The sequence below is a fragment of the Actimicrobium sp. CCC2.4 genome (assembly GCF_034347385.1).
Taxonomy (GTDB): domain Bacteria; phylum Pseudomonadota; class Gammaproteobacteria; order Burkholderiales; family Burkholderiaceae_D; genus Actimicrobium.
In genome coordinates this window covers 1672350-1690354 of record NZ_CP133777.1, presented here as the reverse complement: position 1 = coordinate 1690354, position 18005 = coordinate 1672350, and the positions used below count along the sequence as shown (strand labels likewise).

The following is an 18005-nucleotide window of genomic DNA, read 5'->3' as shown; positions in this document are numbered from 1 at the left end:
GCCAACCGGCCGGTTAATTCCCCCAGCCGCCGCCCAGCGCCTGGATCAGCGCCACCGCCGTGACCTGCCGGTCCGAGGCCAGCTGCACCAGCGCGCGCCGCGCACTGAAGGCGCTGGCCTGCGCGGTAACGACTTCGGTGTAGGCGATCTGGCCGGCGCGATAACGGTTCAGTGTCTGCACTTCGGTTTCATCGGCTGCGCGGGAAGCCAGCTCACGTAATGGCTGCTGCTGCATCAGCACGCGCGTCGCCGCCAGCTGATCCTCAACACCCTGAAATGCCACCAGCACGGTTTGCCGGTAACGCGCGGCAGCCTGTTGCTGCGCGGCCTGTGCTTCATCGATGCGCGCGCGCGTGGCGCCGGCATTGAACAGCACCTGCGCCGCCGACAAGCCCAGCGACCACACACTGGTCGACGCCGAAAACAGGTCGCTCACGCGGGTCGCACCGACGCCGTAACTGGCGCTCAGGTTCAGGTTCGGATACAGCGCCGATTGCGCAATCCCGATCTGTTGGTTGGCAGCAGCGACACGGCGTTCGGCTGCGGCAATGTCGGGACGACGTTGCAGCAAGGTCGATGGAACGCCGACCGGCACCTGTGGCAGCGTCGCCGTCCACGGTGCGATCACCAGCGTGAAATTGCCCGGAGCCTGTCCGACCAGTACCGCAATCGCATGTTCGAGCTGGGTGCGCTGGCGCTCCAGTCCGACCAGTTCGGCCTGTGCATTGGCCAGCTGGGTTTGTGCCTGCAGCAAATCGGTCTTTGGTGCGACCCCGGCCTGATAGCGGTTTTGCGCGATCTCCAGCGAACGCTGGTACGCCGCGATGGTCGACTGCAACAGCGCGCTTTGCGCATCGGTCTGGCGTAATGAAAAATAATTGATGGCCAGTTCGCCCTGCGCCGCCAGCAGCGCCGATGCCAGATCGGCCGCGCTGGCTTGGGCACCGGCGCTGGCGCTATCAACGGTGCGGCCGAGGCGACCCCAGACATCGGGTTCCCAGCTTGTCCCGACGCTGGCCTGGTAGGTGCTACCGGCACCCGTGACTTCACCACCCGCCCGCCGGCCGCTGCCATCCAGGCTGACGACGGGGAACAGACCGGCACGCTGTTCGCGCACCAATGCCCGTGCCTGCGCGTAAGCGGCCGCTGCAGCGGCGATATTCTGGTTCGACACCTCTACCCGACCCGCCAGCGCATTGAGTCCGGCGTCCTCGAATAGCGTCCACCAGGTACCGCGATCGAGCGCGTCCGCCGGCGTCGCCCGGACCCAGCCCGGCACTTCCTTGTACGCCGCCGGCGTCGCCAGCGCCGGTTGCTCGTAGGTCGGGCCGACAGCGCAACCGCCGGCAGTGGCAACCAGCACGGCAAGTGCCAGCCGGCGGGATCGAGGGAGTAAGTGCATGGTCAGTCTCATGGTTGGATGGCCAGCGGCGCTGGTGCGCGGCGGTGGCGTAATTTGTCGAGCAGAACGTAGACCACCGGCGTGGTCAGCAGCGTCAATACCTGGCTGGCGAGCAGCCCGCCGATGATGGCGACGCCGAGCGGCTGGCGCAGTTCGGACCCTTCGCCAAAACCGATCGCCAGCGGCAGCGCACCCAGCGCGGCGGCCAGCGTCGTCATCAGGATAGGCCGGAAGCGCAGCAGGCAGGCTTCGCGCACCGCATCAAAGGCTGACAAGTTGCGGCTGCGCTGGGCTTCGAGTGCAAAGTCGATGATCAGGATGGCGTTCTTCTTGACGATGCCGAGCAGCAGGAACACGCCGATCAGCGCGATGAGCGAAAACTCCATGTTGAACAGCAGCAGCGCCAGGATCGCGCCGACCCCGGCCGATGGCAGCGTCGACAGCACCGTGATCGGATGGATCAGGCTTTCGTACAGCATGCCCAGCACGAGGTAAATCACCACCAGCGCGGCGAGGATCAGCAGCGGTTGCTCATTCTGCGATTCCTGCGCGGCACGCGCGCTGCCTTCAAAACTGCCGCGTACGTTGGTCGGCATGCCGATATCGGCCTCGGCCTGGCGCACCGCATCCTGGCCATCGGCCAGCGTGAAGCCGTCGGTCAGATTGAACGAGACCGTGGTCGCGAGTTCGGCATCCTGATGGCTGATCGAGGTAGGTGTCGACCCTTCGGCAAAACTGGCGATGGCCGCCAGCGGCACCATGCGCGTTGCCGTGCCGCTGAGCGCCGAACCGGTGGACTGGTCGCGCAGGCCGGGGTTACTGCCCAGCGCCGAGGTGGTCGTGCTGCCGGCCGCAGTCGCGGCAGTACCGGTCGAAACCAGCCCGCGCGCCGGCACATACACGTCGTTGAGCGCCTGCGGACTTCGTGCAAAACGCGGTGCCACTTCCATCACGACCTTGTACTGGTTCAGCTCGGAATAGATGGTCGCGACCTGGCGCTGGCCGAAGCCGTTGTACAGCGCGTTGGAGACATCGCGCGAAGTCAAGCCGAGCCGGGAGGCGGCGTCGTGGTCGATCTTGACATAGGTCTCGACGCCGTTTTCTTCCTGGTCGGTATCGACGTCGATCAGGGCCGGTTGTAGCTTCATTGCCTCGCCCAGCCTGGTGGCCCAGACTTTCAGATCAGCGAGATTGTCGCTCTTGAGGGTGTACTGGTAGGTAGAGTTCGACGACCTGCCGCCCATCCGGAAATCCTGCACCGGGTTGAGGTACAGGCTCACGCCGGTGATCTTCGCCAGCTGCGGCCGCAGCCGCGCAATGACTGCCTGGCCGCCGTCCTTGCGTTCGCCGACCGGTTTCAGGTTAACGAACAGGAAGCCGCCACCGGCGCGGCTGCCGCCGGTAAATCCGACCACCGTGGCGACTGCCGGATCACGCTGAATCACGTCCACCAGCGCGCGTAACTTTTCTTTGATTGCGGTCGGCGAAATGCTCTGGTCGGCGCGCAAGCCGCCATTGAGCCGGCCGGTATCCTGCTGCGGAAAAAAGCCCTTGGGCGCGACGATGAACAGGTACACGTTCAGGCCGATCGCGCCGACCAGGATCAGCATCACCAGCGCCGGTGCATGCAAGGCCCAGTCAAGGCTGTGCTCGTACATTTTGTGGATGCGGTTGAAGCCGTTTTCGAAAGCGCGTGCCAAACGCCCCGGCTTGCGTGCCGGATCATGCGGCTTCAGCAGCCATGCACACATCATCGGCGTCGTGGTCAGCGAAATGACCAGCGAAATCATCACGGCAGCCGACAGTGTCACCGCGAATTCACGGAACAAGCGGCCGACCTGCCCACCCATGAACAGCAACGGAATGAACACCGCCACCAATGACACGCTAATCGACAGCACCGTGAAGCCGACCTCGCGCGCACCCAGCAGTGCCGCTTCCATCCGGCCCATGCCGGCCTCGATATGGCGCGCGGTATTTTCGAGCACGACGATGGCGTCATCGACGACGAAACCGGTCGCCACCGTCAGCGCCATCAGGCTCAGGTTGTTCAATGAAAAGCCGAGCAGATACATCACGCCAAACGTGCCCAGCAAGGACACGATGGTGGCCACCGCCGGAATGATGGTGGCGCGCACGTTGCGCAGGAACGCGCTGACCACCAGCACCACCAGCGCGATCGAAATGAGCAGCGTGACTTCAATTTCATGCAGCGACGCGCGTATCGAATTGGTGCTGTCGGACGCCACCTGCATGTCGATACCCGATGGTAATTGTTCCTGCAATTCCGGCAGCAAATCGCGGATGCCATCGACGGTTTCGATCACGTTGGCACCGGGCTGCTTGCGCAACAGCACCACCACGGCCGGCTTGCCATTGAACAGGCCCAGCGTATTGGTGTTCTCGACACCATCGACCACCTCGGCGACATCGTCGAGCCGGATCGCCGCGCTGCTGCGCCAGCCCACCACCAGCGAGCGGTAATCGGCCGCAGTGCGACCGCCAGCCGGCGTGTAAATCTGCAGGCGCCGCTCGTCGCCTTCTATCGTTCCTTTCGGCCGGTTGGCCGTGCTGGCCTGAATTGCGGCGCGCACGTCTTCCATGCTGACGCCGTATTTGTTGAGCGCATACGGCAGCAGTTCGACGCGCACCGCCGGCAGCGAACCGCCACCGAGTTCGACATCGCCCACACCCTGCACTTGCGCCAATTTTTGCTGCACCACATTCGAGACCGCGTCATAGATCTGACCGGGCGAAAGCGTCGGCGAGGTCAGCGCCAGAATCATGATCGGTGCATCGGCCGGATTGGCCTTGCGGTAGGTCGGGTTGCTGCGCAGTGTCGCCGGCAGGTCAACGCGCGAGGCACTGATCGCGGCCTGCACTTCGCGCGCGGCGGCGTCGATCTTGCGGTTCAGGTCGAACTGCAAATTGATGCGGGTCGATCCGGTACTGCTGCGCGAGGTCATTTCATTGACGCCGGCGATGACGCCGAGGCGGCGCTCGAGCGGCGTCGCCACGCTCGACGCCATGGTTTCGGGACTGGCACCGGGCAGCGAAGCACTCACCGAAATATTCGGAAAATCAACCTGCGGCAGTGGTGCCACCGGCAGCACGAAGAACGCGCCTATTCCGGCCAGCGCGATGCCGACCGTCAGCAGGACAGTGGCGACCGGTCGCCGGACAAACGGTGCCGACAGGTTCACGCGGGCTCCGCCTGACGGTGGCGGCCAGACAGCCGTTGCGACAGCCGGTCAAAGGCCAGATAAATCACCGGCGTCGTGAACAGCGTCAGTACTTGACTGACGATCAGCCCGCCGAAAATCGCCAGGCCGAGCGGGCGGCGCAACTCGGCACCGTCGCCCCAGCCCAGCATCAGCGGGACGGCCGCAAACAGCGCCGCCAGCGTGGTCATCAGGATGGGACGGAAGCGCAGCAGCGCCGACTGATGGATTGCCTGTTGCGCCGACATGCCCTGCTGGCGCTCGGCTTCGATGGCGAAGTCGATCATCATGATCGCGTTTTTCTTGACGATACCGATCAGCAGGATGATGCCGATGATGCCGATCACGCCCAGTCCGGAACCGCTGATCATCAGCGCCAGCAACGCACCGACACCGGCCGACGGCAGCGTCGACAGGATCGTCAGCGGATGGATATAACTTTCGTACAGCACGCCAAGGACGATGTAGACGCACACCAGCGCCGCCAGGATCAGCCACAACTGGCTGCTCAGCGACGACTGGTACGCACCGGCCGCACCGAGGAAAGTCATCGTCACCGACGCCGGCAATTGGATGTCGAGCGCGGCCTGCCGGATCACGTCAACCGACTTGCCCAGCGAGACGCCGGCGGCCGTGTCGAAACCCAGCGTGGTCGCCGGAAACTGCGCGACGTGCGTGATCTGCAGCGGCGACTGTCGCTCGGTGATGGTGGCAATCGCCGACAGCGGCGTCGATTTGCCGGAGGCTGTGCGCAGTTGCAGGTCGCCCAGCTGGGCCGGCGTGGTCAGCGTATCGGGACGGGCTTCGAGGATCACGCGGTACTGGTTGGTCTCGGTAAAAATCGTCGAGACGATGCGCTGGCCGAAGGCGCTGTAAAGCGCATCATCGATGGCTGCAGCGCTGATCGAGAGCCGCGCCGCACTGTCGCGATCGATGTCGATAAAGACCGCCAGACCGGTGGCGTTGGCGTCGGACACGACGTTGTTCAATTCCGGCTGGCGCTTCAGTTGCTGCGTCAGCTTGTCGGCCCACTTGATCACGCTGGCGGTATCGGCGGCTTCCAGCGAGACGCGATACTGGGTCGGTCCGGTTTCGGCATCGATAGTCAGGTCCTGGGTGGGCTGCAGATAAATCGTCACGCCGGCGACCTTGCCGACCCGTTCGCGCAGGCGCGTCATCGTGTCGGCCTGCGAACCGGCGCGATCGCGCTTGAGGTTGATCAGCATGCTGCCGGTGTGCAGCATCGTGTTGCGCGCGGCATCGACACCGACCAGCGAACTGAGACTCGCGACATCGGGATCTTCGAGGATCGCCGCCGCTGCTTCTTGCTGCAATTGCGCCATGCGCGTGTACGACACCGTTTGCGCCGCTTCGATGCGCGCTTGTAGCTGGCCGGTATCCTGGGTCGGGAACAGGCCCTTCGGAATCACCATGTACAGCGCCACCGTCAACGCCAGCGTCGCCGCTGCCACCAGCAGCGTCAGCGTCTGGTGCACCAGCACCCAGCGCAGGCCGCGGTCGTAGCGCACCATCACGTCGTCGGAAAACCGCTGCAGGCGGCCCGCTGGCGCGTCACTCTTGACCTGTGGTTTGAGCCAGCGCGCCGACATCATCGGCACCAATGTCAGCGATACCACCGCTGAAATCAGGATCGTGATCGACAGCGTGACCGCGAATTCGCGGAACAGCCGCCCCACCACATCGCCCATGAACAGCAGCGGGATCAGCACCGCAATGAGCGACACCGTCAGCGAAATAATCGTGAAGCCGATCTGCGCCGCGCCCTTCAGTGCGGCCGCCATCGCGCTCTCGCCTTCTTCCAGGTAGCGCGCGATATTTTCGATCATCACGATCGCGTCATCGACCACGAAGCCGGTCGCGATCGTCAGCGCCATCAGGCTCAGATTGTTCAGGCTATAGCCGAGCAGGTACATCGCGCCACAACTGCCGATCAATGAAATCGGCACGGCCAGGCTGGCAATGATGGTCGCGCGCCAGTCGCGCAGGAAGGCAAAAATCACCAGCACCACCAGCAGCACGGCCAGCAGCAGTTCGGTCTGGACATGCGCGACCGACGAGCGGATGCCGGTGGTGCGGTCGCTCAGCACGGCCACTTTCAGGGTGGACGGCAGGCCGGCTTGTAATTCGGGCAGACGCTGCTTGATCGCATCGACGGTGGCGATGACGTTGGCGCCGGGCTGACGCTGGACATTGAGGATGATGGCCGGATGCAGACCGGACCAGGCACCGAGCCGGATGTTCTCGGCGCTGTTGACGACCTGCGCGACATTGGTCAGCCGCACCGGCGCGCCGTTCTTGTAGGCCACGATCAGCTTGCGGTAATCGTCGGCGGCCAGCAACTGGTCATTGGCATTGATCGTGTAGGAGCGCGACGGTCCGTCAAAGCTGCCCTTCGCGCTGTTGGCGTTGGCCGCGGCAATCGCGGTGCGCAAGGTGTCGAGGCCGAGGCCGTACGACGCCAGCGCGGCGGTGTCGGCCTGGATGCGCACCGCCGGCCGCTGGCCACCCGCCAGCGAGACCAGCCCGACGCCGTCGACCTGACTGATCTTCAGCGCCAGCCGGGTATTGACCAGATTCTGGACTTCGGTCAGCGGCAGCGTATCGGACGTGATTGCCAGCGTCAGCACCGGCGCGTCGGCCGGATTGATCTTGGCGTAGACCGGCGGTGCCGGCAGGTCGGCCGGCAGCAGCGAACCGCCGGCATTGATGGCGGCCTGCACTTCCTGCTCGGCCACATCGAGGGTCTGGCCAAGGCCGAATTGCAAGGTGATGATCGAGACGCCAGCGGCGCTGGTCGAACTCATGCGCTCGAGACCGGACATCTGGCCGAACTGGCGCTCCAGCGGCGCGGTCACGGTCTGGCCCATCACTTCGGGACTGCCGCCCGGATACAGCGTTTGCACCTGAATGGTCGGGAAATCGACTTGCGGCAAGGCCGACAGCGGCAGGAAACGGAAGCCGACGATGCCGGTCAGCACGATGGCAACCATCAGCAGTGCGGTCGCTACCGGGCGCTCGATGAAGGGACGTGACGGATTCATGCAGCGTCCTTCACGGTCATGGTGCGGCGGCTGGCTGCGGACGCCGGCGCGGCTCGCCGGCCGGCACCGGCTTGGCACCGGCCGCTCCCGTGGCACCGGCTGCCCCGTTACGCTTGCCCTTGCCGCCCGGCTTGTCACCCGGGAGCGAGACCGCGGCACCATCACTCAGGCGGTCGCCGCCTTCGGTGACAACGCGCTCGCCCAGCTTCAGGCCGGACGTGATTTCAACCTTGTCGACATCGGCCTGGCCGCGCGTGACCAGGCGCATGCCGGCAGTCCGGTCGCTATTGAGGACATACACAAAATCGCCCTTGCTGCCGTGCCGCAGCGCCGTCACCGGAATCGTTACCGCGCCGGTAATGGTGCGCAACTGCAAGCGCACATTGACGAACTGATTCGGGAACAGCGTCATTTTGTCATTCGGAAAACGCGCCTTGGCCTTGACGGTGCCGGTCTGCACATCAATGAGGTTATCCAGCGTTGAAAAACGTCCGGTCCCCAGCAAGGTCACGCGGGTGCGATCGAATACCGTGACTGCCAGTTCGGCCTTCCCGGCTGAACGCTCGAGCACGTCGGTCACGCGGTCCTGCGGTACCGCAAACTGCACATCGATGGGCGTGAGCTGCGTGATCACGACGATGCCGGCGGCATCGCCGGGATTGACGACATTGCCGGCATCGACGGCGCGCAAGCCAACCCGTCCGGCAATCGGCGCGGTGATTTTGCTATAGCCCAGATTAAGCCTGGCGGTGCCTTCGGTGGCGCGATCGGACAGCACCGTGCCCTCGAGCTGTTTGACCAGTGCCTGCTGGGTATCGACTTCCTGACGTGCAATTGAATCTTGCGCAAGCAAGGTCTTGAAGCGCTCCAGCGTGACCCTGGCGCTGGCGAGTTGCGCTTCATCGCGCTGACGCTGGCCCGAGGCCTGCATCAGCACCAGCTCGAACTGGCGCGGATCGATGGTCGCCAGCACCTGGCCGGCGCGTACCGTTTCGCCTTCGCGGAACAGGATTTGCTGCAGCACGCCGCCGACTTGCGGGCGCACCGTCACCGACGCCGCCGGCATGACCGTGCCGAGTGCATCGAGTATCACCGGCATGTCGGCCGCTGTCGCCGTGGCCACGCCAACCGTCGTGCTGGGCCGCCCGCCGCTGCGCCCGCCGGCCCCCTGCGCCGCCGGATCCCGATGCGTCAGATACCACGCCACGCCACCCACGGCGGCCACTGCCAATAGCGCGATCAGGCTACCGATCAGTATGGTCCGGCGGGCAGGTTTTTTGCGGGTAGCCGGGGGCAGCGTTGCAGGTGTATCCATTGTTTTTCCTTGATGACCAGATGATGCCGGCGAATTTTTGTAGCGGCATGATCGCATGCGCCGACCTTGCTTGCTGCCTACTGTTTCAGTCGCCGTCAAAATACCGGAAGTCGGCGCGATAGCCGGCAAACGGCGTGGCTGCTTACAGCCGGAATGCAAGCGAAACAGGCCGACAATAATAGAGATACATGCCTGGCTTGGGGCAGTATGTCTGCCGATCATTTCCATCATGAATCGTTCGTGAAGACAATCTTTCACCAGAAAAAATTTCTTTCTAGTCGTGCCTGCCGTTTGCGTCGCGGGGTTTTTGAATGGGCTATCGCTTTTTTCCAACGCTACCCTCGTTCACGCCAGCCATTTTTTGGCTTGATCTCCAACAAAAATGATCCGGCCCACTTTGACCGCATGCTGCTTTTAGATGCAGTGGGTTGGCAGGCTTTTTATTGAAAGGGTAATGACGATGAGATGGACTGAATTTATACGCCTGCTCGGCTGTACAGCGATGGCAGTGACACTCGCCGCCTGCGGCGGTCGCGACAACAATGATGCGCCGGCACAGAGCCAGGCTGCACCGCCGACCGCCGAAGCGGCCATTGCACAACTCGAAAATTCCGGTGCTATTCCGAAGCTTGATCGCTCGGCATCGCTGGCCGGACCGGATGCGGATGGCAACGGCGTGCGGGATGATATTGATGCTTATATCAACGGGAAATTTACGGATGGGAAGCAGCGCAAGGCGGTATTGCAGGATGCGCGGGCGATGCAAAAGGCAGTGCTCGTGGATGCCACCGACAAAGTCGCAGCGAAGACCGTCAGCCTTCGTCTGATGGATTCGACCAGTTGCCTGTTTTCTGTTTTTCCTGATGGCGCAGGATTGACCAGCCCTGAATCTGTTTCACGGAAAATTGAAGCCATCACATCCAATACAAAATCACGCTTAAAGGCCTATCTGGCCTACAACAAATCCTTGGATGGCTCAGTCGGAAGCCTGCCGATCGGGGACACCTGTGAATAAATTCCTGCGCCATGCCATGGTGACGTTAATGAGCATCTGCCTGATGCTGAGCGGTACATCAACCAAAGCACAGACGACACGGTCGAATGTTAACGATGCCTGCCCGACTGAAACGGTTTTCGCATTTTTCAATGGCGTCAAGACATCGCGAAAAGAGGCTGACGGTATTCTTAACCGGCTGGAACGAATCCACGGCACCACTCTCCCCAACAACGAATCCATCCGCTACGAAGTGATGTACAACACCAGCAACGATTTCGAAGACTTCGTTGAGACATTTGAGCAGCGCATGCGCGAGCAAAACGCGTTGCTCGGGGACCGCTTCGAGTTATTTTTCGAGGCGATGAATGGCGGTGGTGACTGGTGGACCACGATCGTCAAGTCGGTCGCCGCAGCGGCCGACACGCTCGAAGCGCTGAAGGATGCCGTGCGTGCCATCGTCACCCGCAATCTGACCGCCAAGCTGGCCAGTCCGCCGACCGAGATCAACTATCAGGAACACCGTTCGCGCATCGACAACTTCGCCCTCGAAGGCAAGAAGATGCTGTTCGTCGCGCACTCGCAAGGCAACCTGTTTGCCAATCCGGCCTATCGCTATGCGATCACGAAATCACCGGCCAGCGCGGTCGGCGTGGTCCATGTCGCACCGGCCTCGCCGACACTGAACGGACCGCATGTGCTGGCCGATCTCGACCTGGTGATCAATGCCTTGCGGCTGGCCGGGTCGGTGGTCAGCATCACCGACGCGATCCCGCTCTTTGCCAATCGTCCGGCGGGTCTTAACGATGAAAAGGACTGGCTCGGCCACGGCATGCTGGCGATCTATCTGAACCCGCAACTCACGCCAAGCGCGCGCGTGAAGTCGCTGATCACGAGCGGGCTTGCCAGGCTGGTCAAGCCGGCAGCACGCGCAGCCACCGGCTTTTTTTCGGCGACGCTGACTTGGAATGGCAGCGGCGATGTGGATACCCATGTCGATGAACCGGGCGGCGCGCATGTCTGGTATTTCAGCAAGCAAGGCGCGGCTGGCTATCTCGATGTCGACAACACGGTGGCCGACGGACCGGAGCACTACTACGCCAGCTGCGACGCGCAAAAACTGCAAACCGGTACCTACAAAATCGGCATCGCCAACTACAAGCTGGCCACCGGTCGCACGGCCACCATGCAAGTGGCGTCGTATGCCGCGGGGGTGCTGGGAACGAAGTCGGTCACGCTCGGCGGCGTCACCGGAGACTCGCCTTTGCCACCGCTGTTCACGGTCAAGGTGACGAAGGACGCTGCGGGCGTGTTCAAGGCGGCGCTGGTGAATTAGTCATCACAGATGGGGTGGCTACCCACCTCATTGCCGTTCGGTCTGAGCTTGTCGAAGGCGCACCAACCTTTTGCCGTTCGGCCTGAGCTTGTCGAAGGTGCTCAGGACGGTGCGCCTTCGACAAGCTCAGGCCGAACGGATGAAATATCAACGCCAATCAGCCAATGGACGGCCTCCCCGACCATCAAAATACCTCCCATACCCGCCTCATCAACATGGTTGACTAATTTAGTCGGGTATCGTACTGTGAATTCCCGACAGTTTTAGTCGGGTATTCACAGATCACCTCACTCCAAAGGAAAATCTCACGATGACTATTTCTCTATCCACGACAGCAGTGACAAAAATCCGTGCCCAGATTCAAAAAAATGGCAAAGGTTTCGGCGTGCGACTCGGGGTCAAGACAGTTGGTTGCTCCGGCCTCGCCTACACCCTTGACTATGTCGATGGCGTCAAAGAAGGCGACAAATTATTCGGTTCGGGAACAGTCAACATCGTGGTCGATGCCGCCAGTCTGCCGATGCTCGACGGCTCTCATGTCGACTTCGTTAAAGAGGGCTTTAACGACGTACTAAAAATCACCAACCCGAATGCCGAGAGCGAATGCGGTTGCGGCGAGAGTTTCAATCTGAAGAAACCGGATCCAATCGCCTGACGCATCACCGGACAGCAGTAATGACCAGTGCAGGAAATTTCCTTCCTGACGGGGTCATGCCGAAGACACGTAGTCCCGTTTCCGGCGCAAGAACAGCGAGGGCTTTTACCCATGAGTGCAGTACTTCAACAACTGGTCAACCGACCCTACCCGCACGGTTTTGTTTCCGATATTGAATCGGACGTCGCGCCACGCGGGCTGAGCGAAGAGACGATCCGTTTAATTTCAGCAAAGAAAAAAGAGCCGGAATGGCTGCTTGCATTCCGGCTGGAGGCGTACCGGAAATGGCTCACAATGACCGAGCCGCACTGGCAGAACGCCCACCATCCGAAAATCGATTTCCAGGCCATCAGCTACTACTCGGCACCGAAGTCCAAACCCAAACTCAACAGCATGGACGAAGTCGATCCGGAGCTGTTACGCACCTTCGAAAAACTGGGCGTACCGCTGCACGAGCGCATGGCGCTGGCCGGTGTGGCCGTTGATGTGATCTTCGACAGCGTGTCCGTCGCAACGACCTACAAGGCCAAGCTGGCCGAGGCCGGCGTGATCTTTTGCTCGATGTCGGAAGCGGTGCTGGAGCATCCCGAGCTGGTCAAAAAATACCTGGGCTCGGTGGTGCCGAGCGGCGATAACTTTTATGCCGCGCTCAACTCGGCGGTGTTCACCGATGGCTCGTTCTGCTACATCCCGAAGGGCGTCAAATGCCCGATGGATCTGTCGACCTATTTCCGTATCAATACCGAAGAGTCCGGCCAGTTCGAACGCACGCTGATCGTTGCCGAAGAAGGTGCGTCGGTGGTCTATCTCGAAGGCTGTACCGCGCCGGCTTTCAGCAGCAACCAGCTGCATGCCGCGGTGGTTGAACTGGTGGCGCTAGACAATGCCGACATCAAGTATTCGACCGTCCAGAACTGGTATGCCGGCGATGAAAACGGTGTCGGCGGCATCTACAACTTCGTTACCAAACGCGGTTTGGCCAAGGGTATCAATTCACGGATTTCGTGGACCCAGGTCGAGACCGGTGCAGCCATTACCTGGAAATATCCGTCGGTGATCCTGCAAGGCGATAACGCCATCGGCGAGTTCTATTCGGTGGCCGTGACCAATCATTATCAGCAAGCCGACACCGGCACCAAGATGGTCCATATCGGCAAGAACACCCGCAGCACGATTGTCAGCAAGGGCATCTCGGCCGGCAAATCCAGCAACAGCTATCGCGGCCTGGTCCGGATCGCGCCCGGTGCGACCGGTGCGCGCAATTATTCGCAGTGCGATTCGATGCTGATCGGCGAGCAATGCAGCGCCAATACTTTCCCGTATATCCAGGTGCGCAATCCCTCGGCACAGGTCGAGCACGAAGCGTCGACCTCGAAGATCGGTGAGGACCAGCTGTTCTATTTTGCCCAGCGCGGCATCGATGCAGAAGCAGCGGTCTCGATGATCATCAACGGTTTCTGCAAGGACGTATTTCAACAATTACCTCTGGAGTTCGCGGTCGAAGCCACCAACCTGCTGAGCTTCAAACTGGAAGGGAGCATCGGATGACGCATCAGACAAAAATCAACGACAGCAAGATCCTGCTGGAAGTACGCGGACTGTGCGCCAGCGTCAACGGCACGCCGATTCTGAAGGACCTTAATTTCACGGTACGCAGCGGCGAAGTGCACGCGATCATGGGGCAGAACGGCTCGGGCAAAAGTACTTTCGCCAAAGTGCTGGCCGGTCATCCGGCCTATGAAGTCACGGGCGGCTCGGTGCTGCTCGAAGGACAGGACCTGTTTGCGCTCGCCCCCGAACAGCGGGCACGGGCCGGTTTGTTCCTCGCATTCCAGTATCCGATCGAGATACCGGGCGTGATCAATAGCCAGTTCCTGCGCCTGACCTACAACACGGTCCGGAAAGAACGCGGCAATGAGGAACTCGATCCGCTCGAGTTCGACGACTTCGTGCGCGACAAGATGCAATTGCTCGACATGAGTCCCGACTTCCTCGACCGCAGTGTCAACGAAGGCTTTTCGGGCGGCGAGAAAAAGCGCAACGAGATCCTGCAAATGGCGTTGCTGGAACCGCGCCTGGCGATCCTCGACGAGACCGATTCCGGTCTCGATATCGACGCACTGCGCATCGTTGCCCACGGCATTAACCAGCTCTCGACGCGCGACAATGCGATCGTCATGGTGACCCACTACCAGCGACTGCTGAACTACATCGTGCCGGACTTCGTGCATGTGATGGACGCCGGTCGCATCATCAAGACCGGCGACAAAGCGCTGGCACTCGAACTCGAACAGCGTGGCTACGAGTGGGTCAGCGATGAGTATGCCGCCGCGCAAAAGGTGGCGGCATGAACGCCGATGCAGTCCTGACGCGGGCGTTGTCCGGTACGGCGCAGGCGAGCATCCCGTCCTTGACCGGAGCCTTGCGCGCGCGTGGAGCCGCACGGTTTGCGCTGCTGGCCAGACCGACCACGCGTGACGAAGAATGGCGCTTCACCGATTTGTCGCCGTTTGCACAGACCGTGTTTGTGCCGGCTCCCGGCTCCAAAACAAGTCCGCTCACGCTCGATGACATCGCCGGATTGACGGTCGACGAAGCACAAACCCGGCTGGTCTTTGTCGATGGTATCTATGCGCCGGCGCTGTCGATCCGGCAGGATGATGACCAGCTCGTGGTGGCTGACCTGCAGACTGCACCAGCGCGCCAAGCACACACCATCGAGACGCACCTCGGTCGTCATGCCGGTATCGATACCGCCTATTTCGCCGCACAGAATACGGCATCGATAGAGAACGCCGCTGTCGTCATCGTCCCTCGCGATAGCGCGATCAATGTCCCTGTCCATCTGCTGTTCATCGGTACGCAAAAAGATGTACTCGGTTTTCCGCGCGCGCTGATCGTGGCAGAGCCGGGCAGCAGCGTGACGGTGCTCGAGGATTACGTCGTTCTGAATCCACCGGGCGGACAGGAAGAAGCACACCTCGCGACCTACTTCACCAACGCGGTGACTGAAATCGCGCTGGCCGATTCGGCACGGGTCAATCACATCCGGCTGCAGCGCGAAGGCAACCGGGCCTTGCACGTCGGACTGTGTGCGGTGTCGCTGGCACGCGCCAGCCAGTACACATCAGTCAGTGTCGCGTTCGGTGCGCGGATTTCGCGCGTCAATGTCGAGGTGGTCCATCACGGCGAAGGGGCTTCGTGCACGCTCGACGGACTGGCCATGATCGATGGCCGGCAACTGGCCGACACGCATACGGTTGTCGACCATGCCAAGCCGCACGGTATCAGTCGCCAGCTGCACAAATGCATCGCCGGCGGCAGTGCACACGCGGTATTCAATGGCAAGGTGATGGTGCGACCCGATGCGCAAAAAATCGATGCGCGCCAATCCAACCGCAACCTGCTGTTGTCCGGCAAGGCGCATATCGACACCAAGCCGCAACTCGAAATTTTTGCATCCGATGTGAAGTGCACGCACGGTGCGACGGTCGGCCAGCTCGATCATGACGAAGTGTTCTATCTGCAGAGCCGCGGGCTCGACGAAGTCGCTGCGCGAAACTTGCTGACCTATGCCTTCGGCGCTGAAATCATCGACCGCATCCCTATTGATTCGGTGAAGCGGCAGCTGGCGCAGAAGGTGCTCGACCAGACTAAGGGCGCATCATGAAGCGTGACCACGGACATGACCAAGTGCGGGGCGACGCACTCGATGTCGCGCGCATCCGTGCCGATTTCCCTATCCTCGGGTTGCAGGTCAACGGGCGTCCGCTGGTGTATCTGGATAACGCCGCCTCAAGCCAGATGCCGCAGCCGGTGATCGACCGGCTGGTACGGTATCAGGCCACGCAGCACGCCAATATCAATCGTGCGGTGCATGCGCTGTCCGAGATCGCGACCAATGAATACGAAGCAGCGAGGCGCACGCTGCAGCACTTTATCCATGCGCGCGAAGACCGTGAAGTGATCTTCACCAGCGGTACCACCGACTCGATCAATCTTGTCACGCATGGCTATGGCCGCAAGTTCATCAGTGCCGGCGACGAGATCATCCTGACCACGCTGGAGCATCACGCCAACATCGTGCCATGGCAAATGCTGGCCGAAGAAAAAGGCGCGATCCTGCGCATCGTGCCGATCAATGACGCCGGCGAGGTGCAGATGGCTGCGTATCAGGACCTGTTCAATGCGCGTACCAAGTTCGTCGCCGTCACGCATGTGTCGAATGCGCTCGGCACCGTCAATCCGGTCAAGGAAATGGTCGCGATTGCGCATGCCCATGCCGTGCCGGTGCTGGTCGATGGTGCGCAGGCGGCGCCGCACATGGCCGTCGATGTACAGGACCTCGATTGCGATTTCTATGCATTCTCGGGCCACAAATTGTGCGGCCCGACCGGCATCGGGATCCTTTATGGCAAAGCAGCACTGCTGGAACGCATGCAGCCGTTCAAGGGCGGTGGCGACATGATCCTGTCGGTGACGTTCGAGAAGACCACCTACAACGCGATCCCACATAAATTCGAAGCGGGCACCCCGCCAATTGCGGCGGCGATCGGCATGGCAGCGGCGGTTGATTATCTGTCAGCCATCGGCATGACGGCGATCCACCAGCAGGAACAGGCGCTGCTGGATTACGCCACTGCGCAGATGCAGCAACTGCCGGGCGTACGCATCGTCGGCACGGCGGCGCACAAGGCGGCGGTGCTGTCGTTCGTTATCGATGGCGTGCATCCGCATGACATCGGCACCTTGCTCAACGAGGATGGCATTGCGGTGCGCACTGGCCACCATTGCGCGCAACCGGTGATGCAACGTCTGGGTCTGCCAGCCACGTCACGCGCTTCGTTCGCGTTCTATAACACCATGGCTGAAGTCGATGCCCTGATCGCCGGCATACGGGCCGTGCAGAAAGTGTTTTTGTAATGGCTGATCCGAGAGCGCTCTATCAGGAAATGATCCTTGAACACAATCGCAAGCCGCGCAATTTTGGCGCGCTGGCGGCTGCCACGCATCACGCGGCCGGCCACAATCCGCTGTGCGGCGACCATATCGAGGTCAGCCTGGTGATGCAGGGAACGACGATCGAGCAGGTTGGCTTTGAAGGCGAAGCCTGCGCGATCTGCAAGTCATCGGCGTCGATGATGACGGTTGCTGTCAAGGGAAAATCCCAGGCCGATGCCGAGCTATTGATCCGTGAATTTGTCGCGATGACGACCGGCAAACTCGACATGAACAGCGAGCACCAGTTGGGCCGGCTGAAAGTCTTTGCCGGCATCGCCGACCTGCCGGTCCGCGTGAAGTGCGCGATCCTGCCGTGGCATACCTTGCACGCGGCCATCCATGCCATCGACGGTCCGTCGACTGAAGCCGACCAGGACCCGATGCACGTCATGATCGGTGACGCGTGATGGCATCCATCCTCTTTTTTACAGGGAGTCCACATGCCAAAAATTGCTGAAATTGATGACACCCCGAATCCGAATGCCGTGAAGTTCACGCTGCATGAACCCTTGAGCTGGGGCGTCGCGCATGCGTACGACAACCCGGCACAAGCCGCCGATGATCCGCTGGCCACTGCGCTGTTTGCGCTCGATCACGTGACCAATGTGTTTTATACCGATCGCTGGCTGACCGTGACGCAGGATGGCGAGGCCGACTGGCCGGCGCTGGTGCGCCTGATTGCCGTGCCCTTGCGCGCGGCACCGGCGGCGGCGGCGCAATCGGCGGAGCTGGTCTCGGCGGCCCGGCTTGCCGTGCACGACATGAGCGAAGACGAGCAGGACCGCTTTGCGCGGATGACTGACTTGCTCGATCTGCAGATCCGTCCGGCGCTGCAGGCCGATGGCGGTGACCTGCATGTGCTGGGGCTGTCGGGCGATACGCTGAGCATCCACTACCAGGGCGCGTGCGGTACCTGCCCGAGTTCGATCGGCGGCACGCTCGCGAGTATCGAAAACCTGTTGCGCTCGATCGAGCCGGACATTGCCGTGCAGGCTGTTTAGTCACTCATCAGGAGAGTT

At 61.6% G+C, this 18005-nt stretch carries 14 protein-coding genes; 10 read left to right on the top strand and 4 right to left on the bottom strand.

Annotation, left to right across the window (positions count from 1 at the left end):
• Positions 1 to 13: 13 nt before the first annotated feature.
• Genes RHM62_RS07840 through RHM62_RS07825 form a run of 4 tightly spaced genes read right to left on the bottom strand, consistent with a single transcriptional unit; the run spans position 14 to position 9000 of the window.
• The gene (locus RHM62_RS07840; RefSeq protein ID WP_322124954.1) at positions 14 to 1402 is read right to left on the bottom strand and encodes an efflux transporter outer membrane subunit; all 1389 of its coding nucleotides are present in this window, start codon (positions 1400 to 1402) and stop codon (positions 14 to 16) included.
• A gap of 8 nt (positions 1403 to 1410) precedes the next feature.
• Complete coding sequence (locus RHM62_RS07835) at positions 1411 to 4605, bottom strand: efflux RND transporter permease subunit (RefSeq protein WP_322124953.1); 3195 nt, start codon at positions 4603 to 4605, stop codon at positions 1411 to 1413.
• On the bottom strand, positions 4602 to 7685 hold the full coding sequence (locus RHM62_RS07830; RefSeq protein ID WP_322124952.1) for an efflux RND transporter permease subunit: 3084 nt from the start codon (positions 7683 to 7685) through the stop codon (positions 4602 to 4604). Before RHM62_RS07830 ends, RHM62_RS07835 begins: the two co-directional genes overlap by 4 nt.
• A 16-nt stretch (positions 7686 to 7701) precedes the next feature.
• The gene (locus tag RHM62_RS07825) at positions 7702 to 9000 is read right to left on the bottom strand and encodes an efflux RND transporter periplasmic adaptor subunit (RefSeq protein ID WP_322124951.1); all 1299 of its coding nucleotides are present in this window, start codon (positions 8998 to 9000) and stop codon (positions 7702 to 7704) included.
• Positions 9001 to 9240: 240 nt separating this feature from the next.
• Here RHM62_RS07825 and RHM62_RS07820 point away from each other — a divergent pair, with 240 nt between their 5' ends.
• The 10 genes from RHM62_RS07820 to RHM62_RS07775 all read left to right on the top strand — a co-directional run bounded on the left by RHM62_RS07820 (position 9241) and on the right by RHM62_RS07775 (position 17987).
• Positions 9241 to 9447, top strand: a complete 207-nt coding sequence (locus tag RHM62_RS07820) for a hypothetical protein (protein ID WP_322124950.1) — start codon at positions 9241 to 9243, stop codon at positions 9445 to 9447.
• 13 nt (positions 9448 to 9460) lie between these two features.
• Positions 9461 to 10015: a hypothetical protein gene (locus RHM62_RS07815; protein ID WP_322124949.1), complete on the top strand. Its 555-nt coding sequence runs from the start codon at positions 9461 to 9463 to the stop codon at positions 10013 to 10015.
• Positions 10008 to 11330: a hypothetical protein gene (locus tag RHM62_RS07810; protein WP_322124948.1), complete on the top strand. Its 1323-nt coding sequence runs from the start codon at positions 10008 to 10010 to the stop codon at positions 11328 to 11330. Before RHM62_RS07815 ends, RHM62_RS07810 begins: the two co-directional genes overlap by 8 nt.
• Before the next feature lie 310 nt (positions 11331 to 11640).
• On the top strand, positions 11641 to 11985 hold the full coding sequence (locus RHM62_RS07805) for a HesB/IscA family protein (RefSeq protein WP_322124947.1): 345 nt from the start codon (positions 11641 to 11643) through the stop codon (positions 11983 to 11985).
• Between the two features lie 111 nt (positions 11986 to 12096).
• A complete protein-coding gene (gene sufB, locus RHM62_RS07800; RefSeq protein WP_322124946.1) occupies positions 12097 to 13533 on the top strand; it encodes a Fe-S cluster assembly protein SufB in 1437 nt (478 codons plus the stop codon).
• Positions 13530 to 14336 carry a Fe-S cluster assembly ATPase SufC gene (gene sufC / locus RHM62_RS07795; protein WP_322124945.1) on the top strand — a complete coding sequence of 269 codons (807 nt, stop codon included), beginning with the start codon at positions 13530 to 13532 and terminating at the stop codon, positions 14334 to 14336. The genes sufB and sufC overlap by 4 nt, the downstream gene beginning before the upstream one ends.
• The gene (sufD, locus tag RHM62_RS07790) at positions 14333 to 15655 is read left to right on the top strand and encodes a Fe-S cluster assembly protein SufD (RefSeq protein ID WP_322124944.1); all 1323 of its coding nucleotides are present in this window, start codon (positions 14333 to 14335) and stop codon (positions 15653 to 15655) included. The genes sufC and sufD overlap by 4 nt, the downstream gene beginning before the upstream one ends.
• Complete coding sequence (locus RHM62_RS07785; RefSeq protein WP_322124943.1) at positions 15652 to 16908, top strand: cysteine desulfurase; 1257 nt, start codon at positions 15652 to 15654, stop codon at positions 16906 to 16908. Before sufD ends, RHM62_RS07785 begins: the two co-directional genes overlap by 4 nt.
• The gene (gene sufU, locus RHM62_RS07780; protein WP_322124942.1) at positions 16908 to 17393 is read left to right on the top strand and encodes a Fe-S cluster assembly sulfur transfer protein SufU; all 486 of its coding nucleotides are present in this window, start codon (positions 16908 to 16910) and stop codon (positions 17391 to 17393) included. Before RHM62_RS07785 ends, sufU begins: the two co-directional genes overlap by 1 nt.
• Before the next feature lie 33 nt (positions 17394 to 17426).
• Positions 17427 to 17987, top strand: a complete 561-nt coding sequence (locus tag RHM62_RS07775; protein WP_322124941.1) for a NifU family protein — start codon at positions 17427 to 17429, stop codon at positions 17985 to 17987.
• Positions 17988 to 18005: the final 18 nt, after the last annotated feature.

Excerpts from the sequence above, each read along its gene's own strand:
- sufD (WP_322124944.1), top strand. The coding sequence starts at position 14,333 with ATGAACGCCGATGCAGTCCTGACGCGGGCGTTGTCCGGTACGGCGCAG.
- RHM62_RS07785 (WP_322124943.1), top strand. The coding sequence starts at position 15,652 with ATGAAGCGTGACCACGGACATGACCAAGTGCGGGGCGACGCACTCGAT.
- RHM62_RS07840 (WP_322124954.1), bottom strand. The coding sequence starts at position 1,402 with ATGCACTTACTCCCTCGATCCCGCCGGCTGGCACTTGCCGTGCTGGTT.
- RHM62_RS07825 (WP_322124951.1), bottom strand. The coding sequence starts at position 9,000 with ATGGATACACCTGCAACGCTGCCCCCGGCTACCCGCAAAAAACCTGCC.
- RHM62_RS07830 (WP_322124952.1), bottom strand. The coding sequence starts at position 7,685 with ATGAATCCGTCACGTCCCTTCATCGAGCGCCCGGTAGCGACCGCACTG.
- RHM62_RS07815 (WP_322124949.1), top strand. The coding sequence starts at position 9,461 with ATGAGATGGACTGAATTTATACGCCTGCTCGGCTGTACAGCGATGGCA.
- RHM62_RS07805 (WP_322124947.1), top strand. The coding sequence starts at position 11,641 with ATGACTATTTCTCTATCCACGACAGCAGTGACAAAAATCCGTGCCCAG.
- sufU (WP_322124942.1), top strand. The coding sequence starts at position 16,908 with ATGGCTGATCCGAGAGCGCTCTATCAGGAAATGATCCTTGAACACAAT.
- RHM62_RS07775 (WP_322124941.1), top strand. The coding sequence starts at position 17,427 with ATGCCAAAAATTGCTGAAATTGATGACACCCCGAATCCGAATGCCGTG.
- sufB (WP_322124946.1), top strand. The coding sequence starts at position 12,097 with ATGAGTGCAGTACTTCAACAACTGGTCAACCGACCCTACCCGCACGGT.
- sufC (WP_322124945.1), top strand. The coding sequence starts at position 13,530 with ATGACGCATCAGACAAAAATCAACGACAGCAAGATCCTGCTGGAAGTA.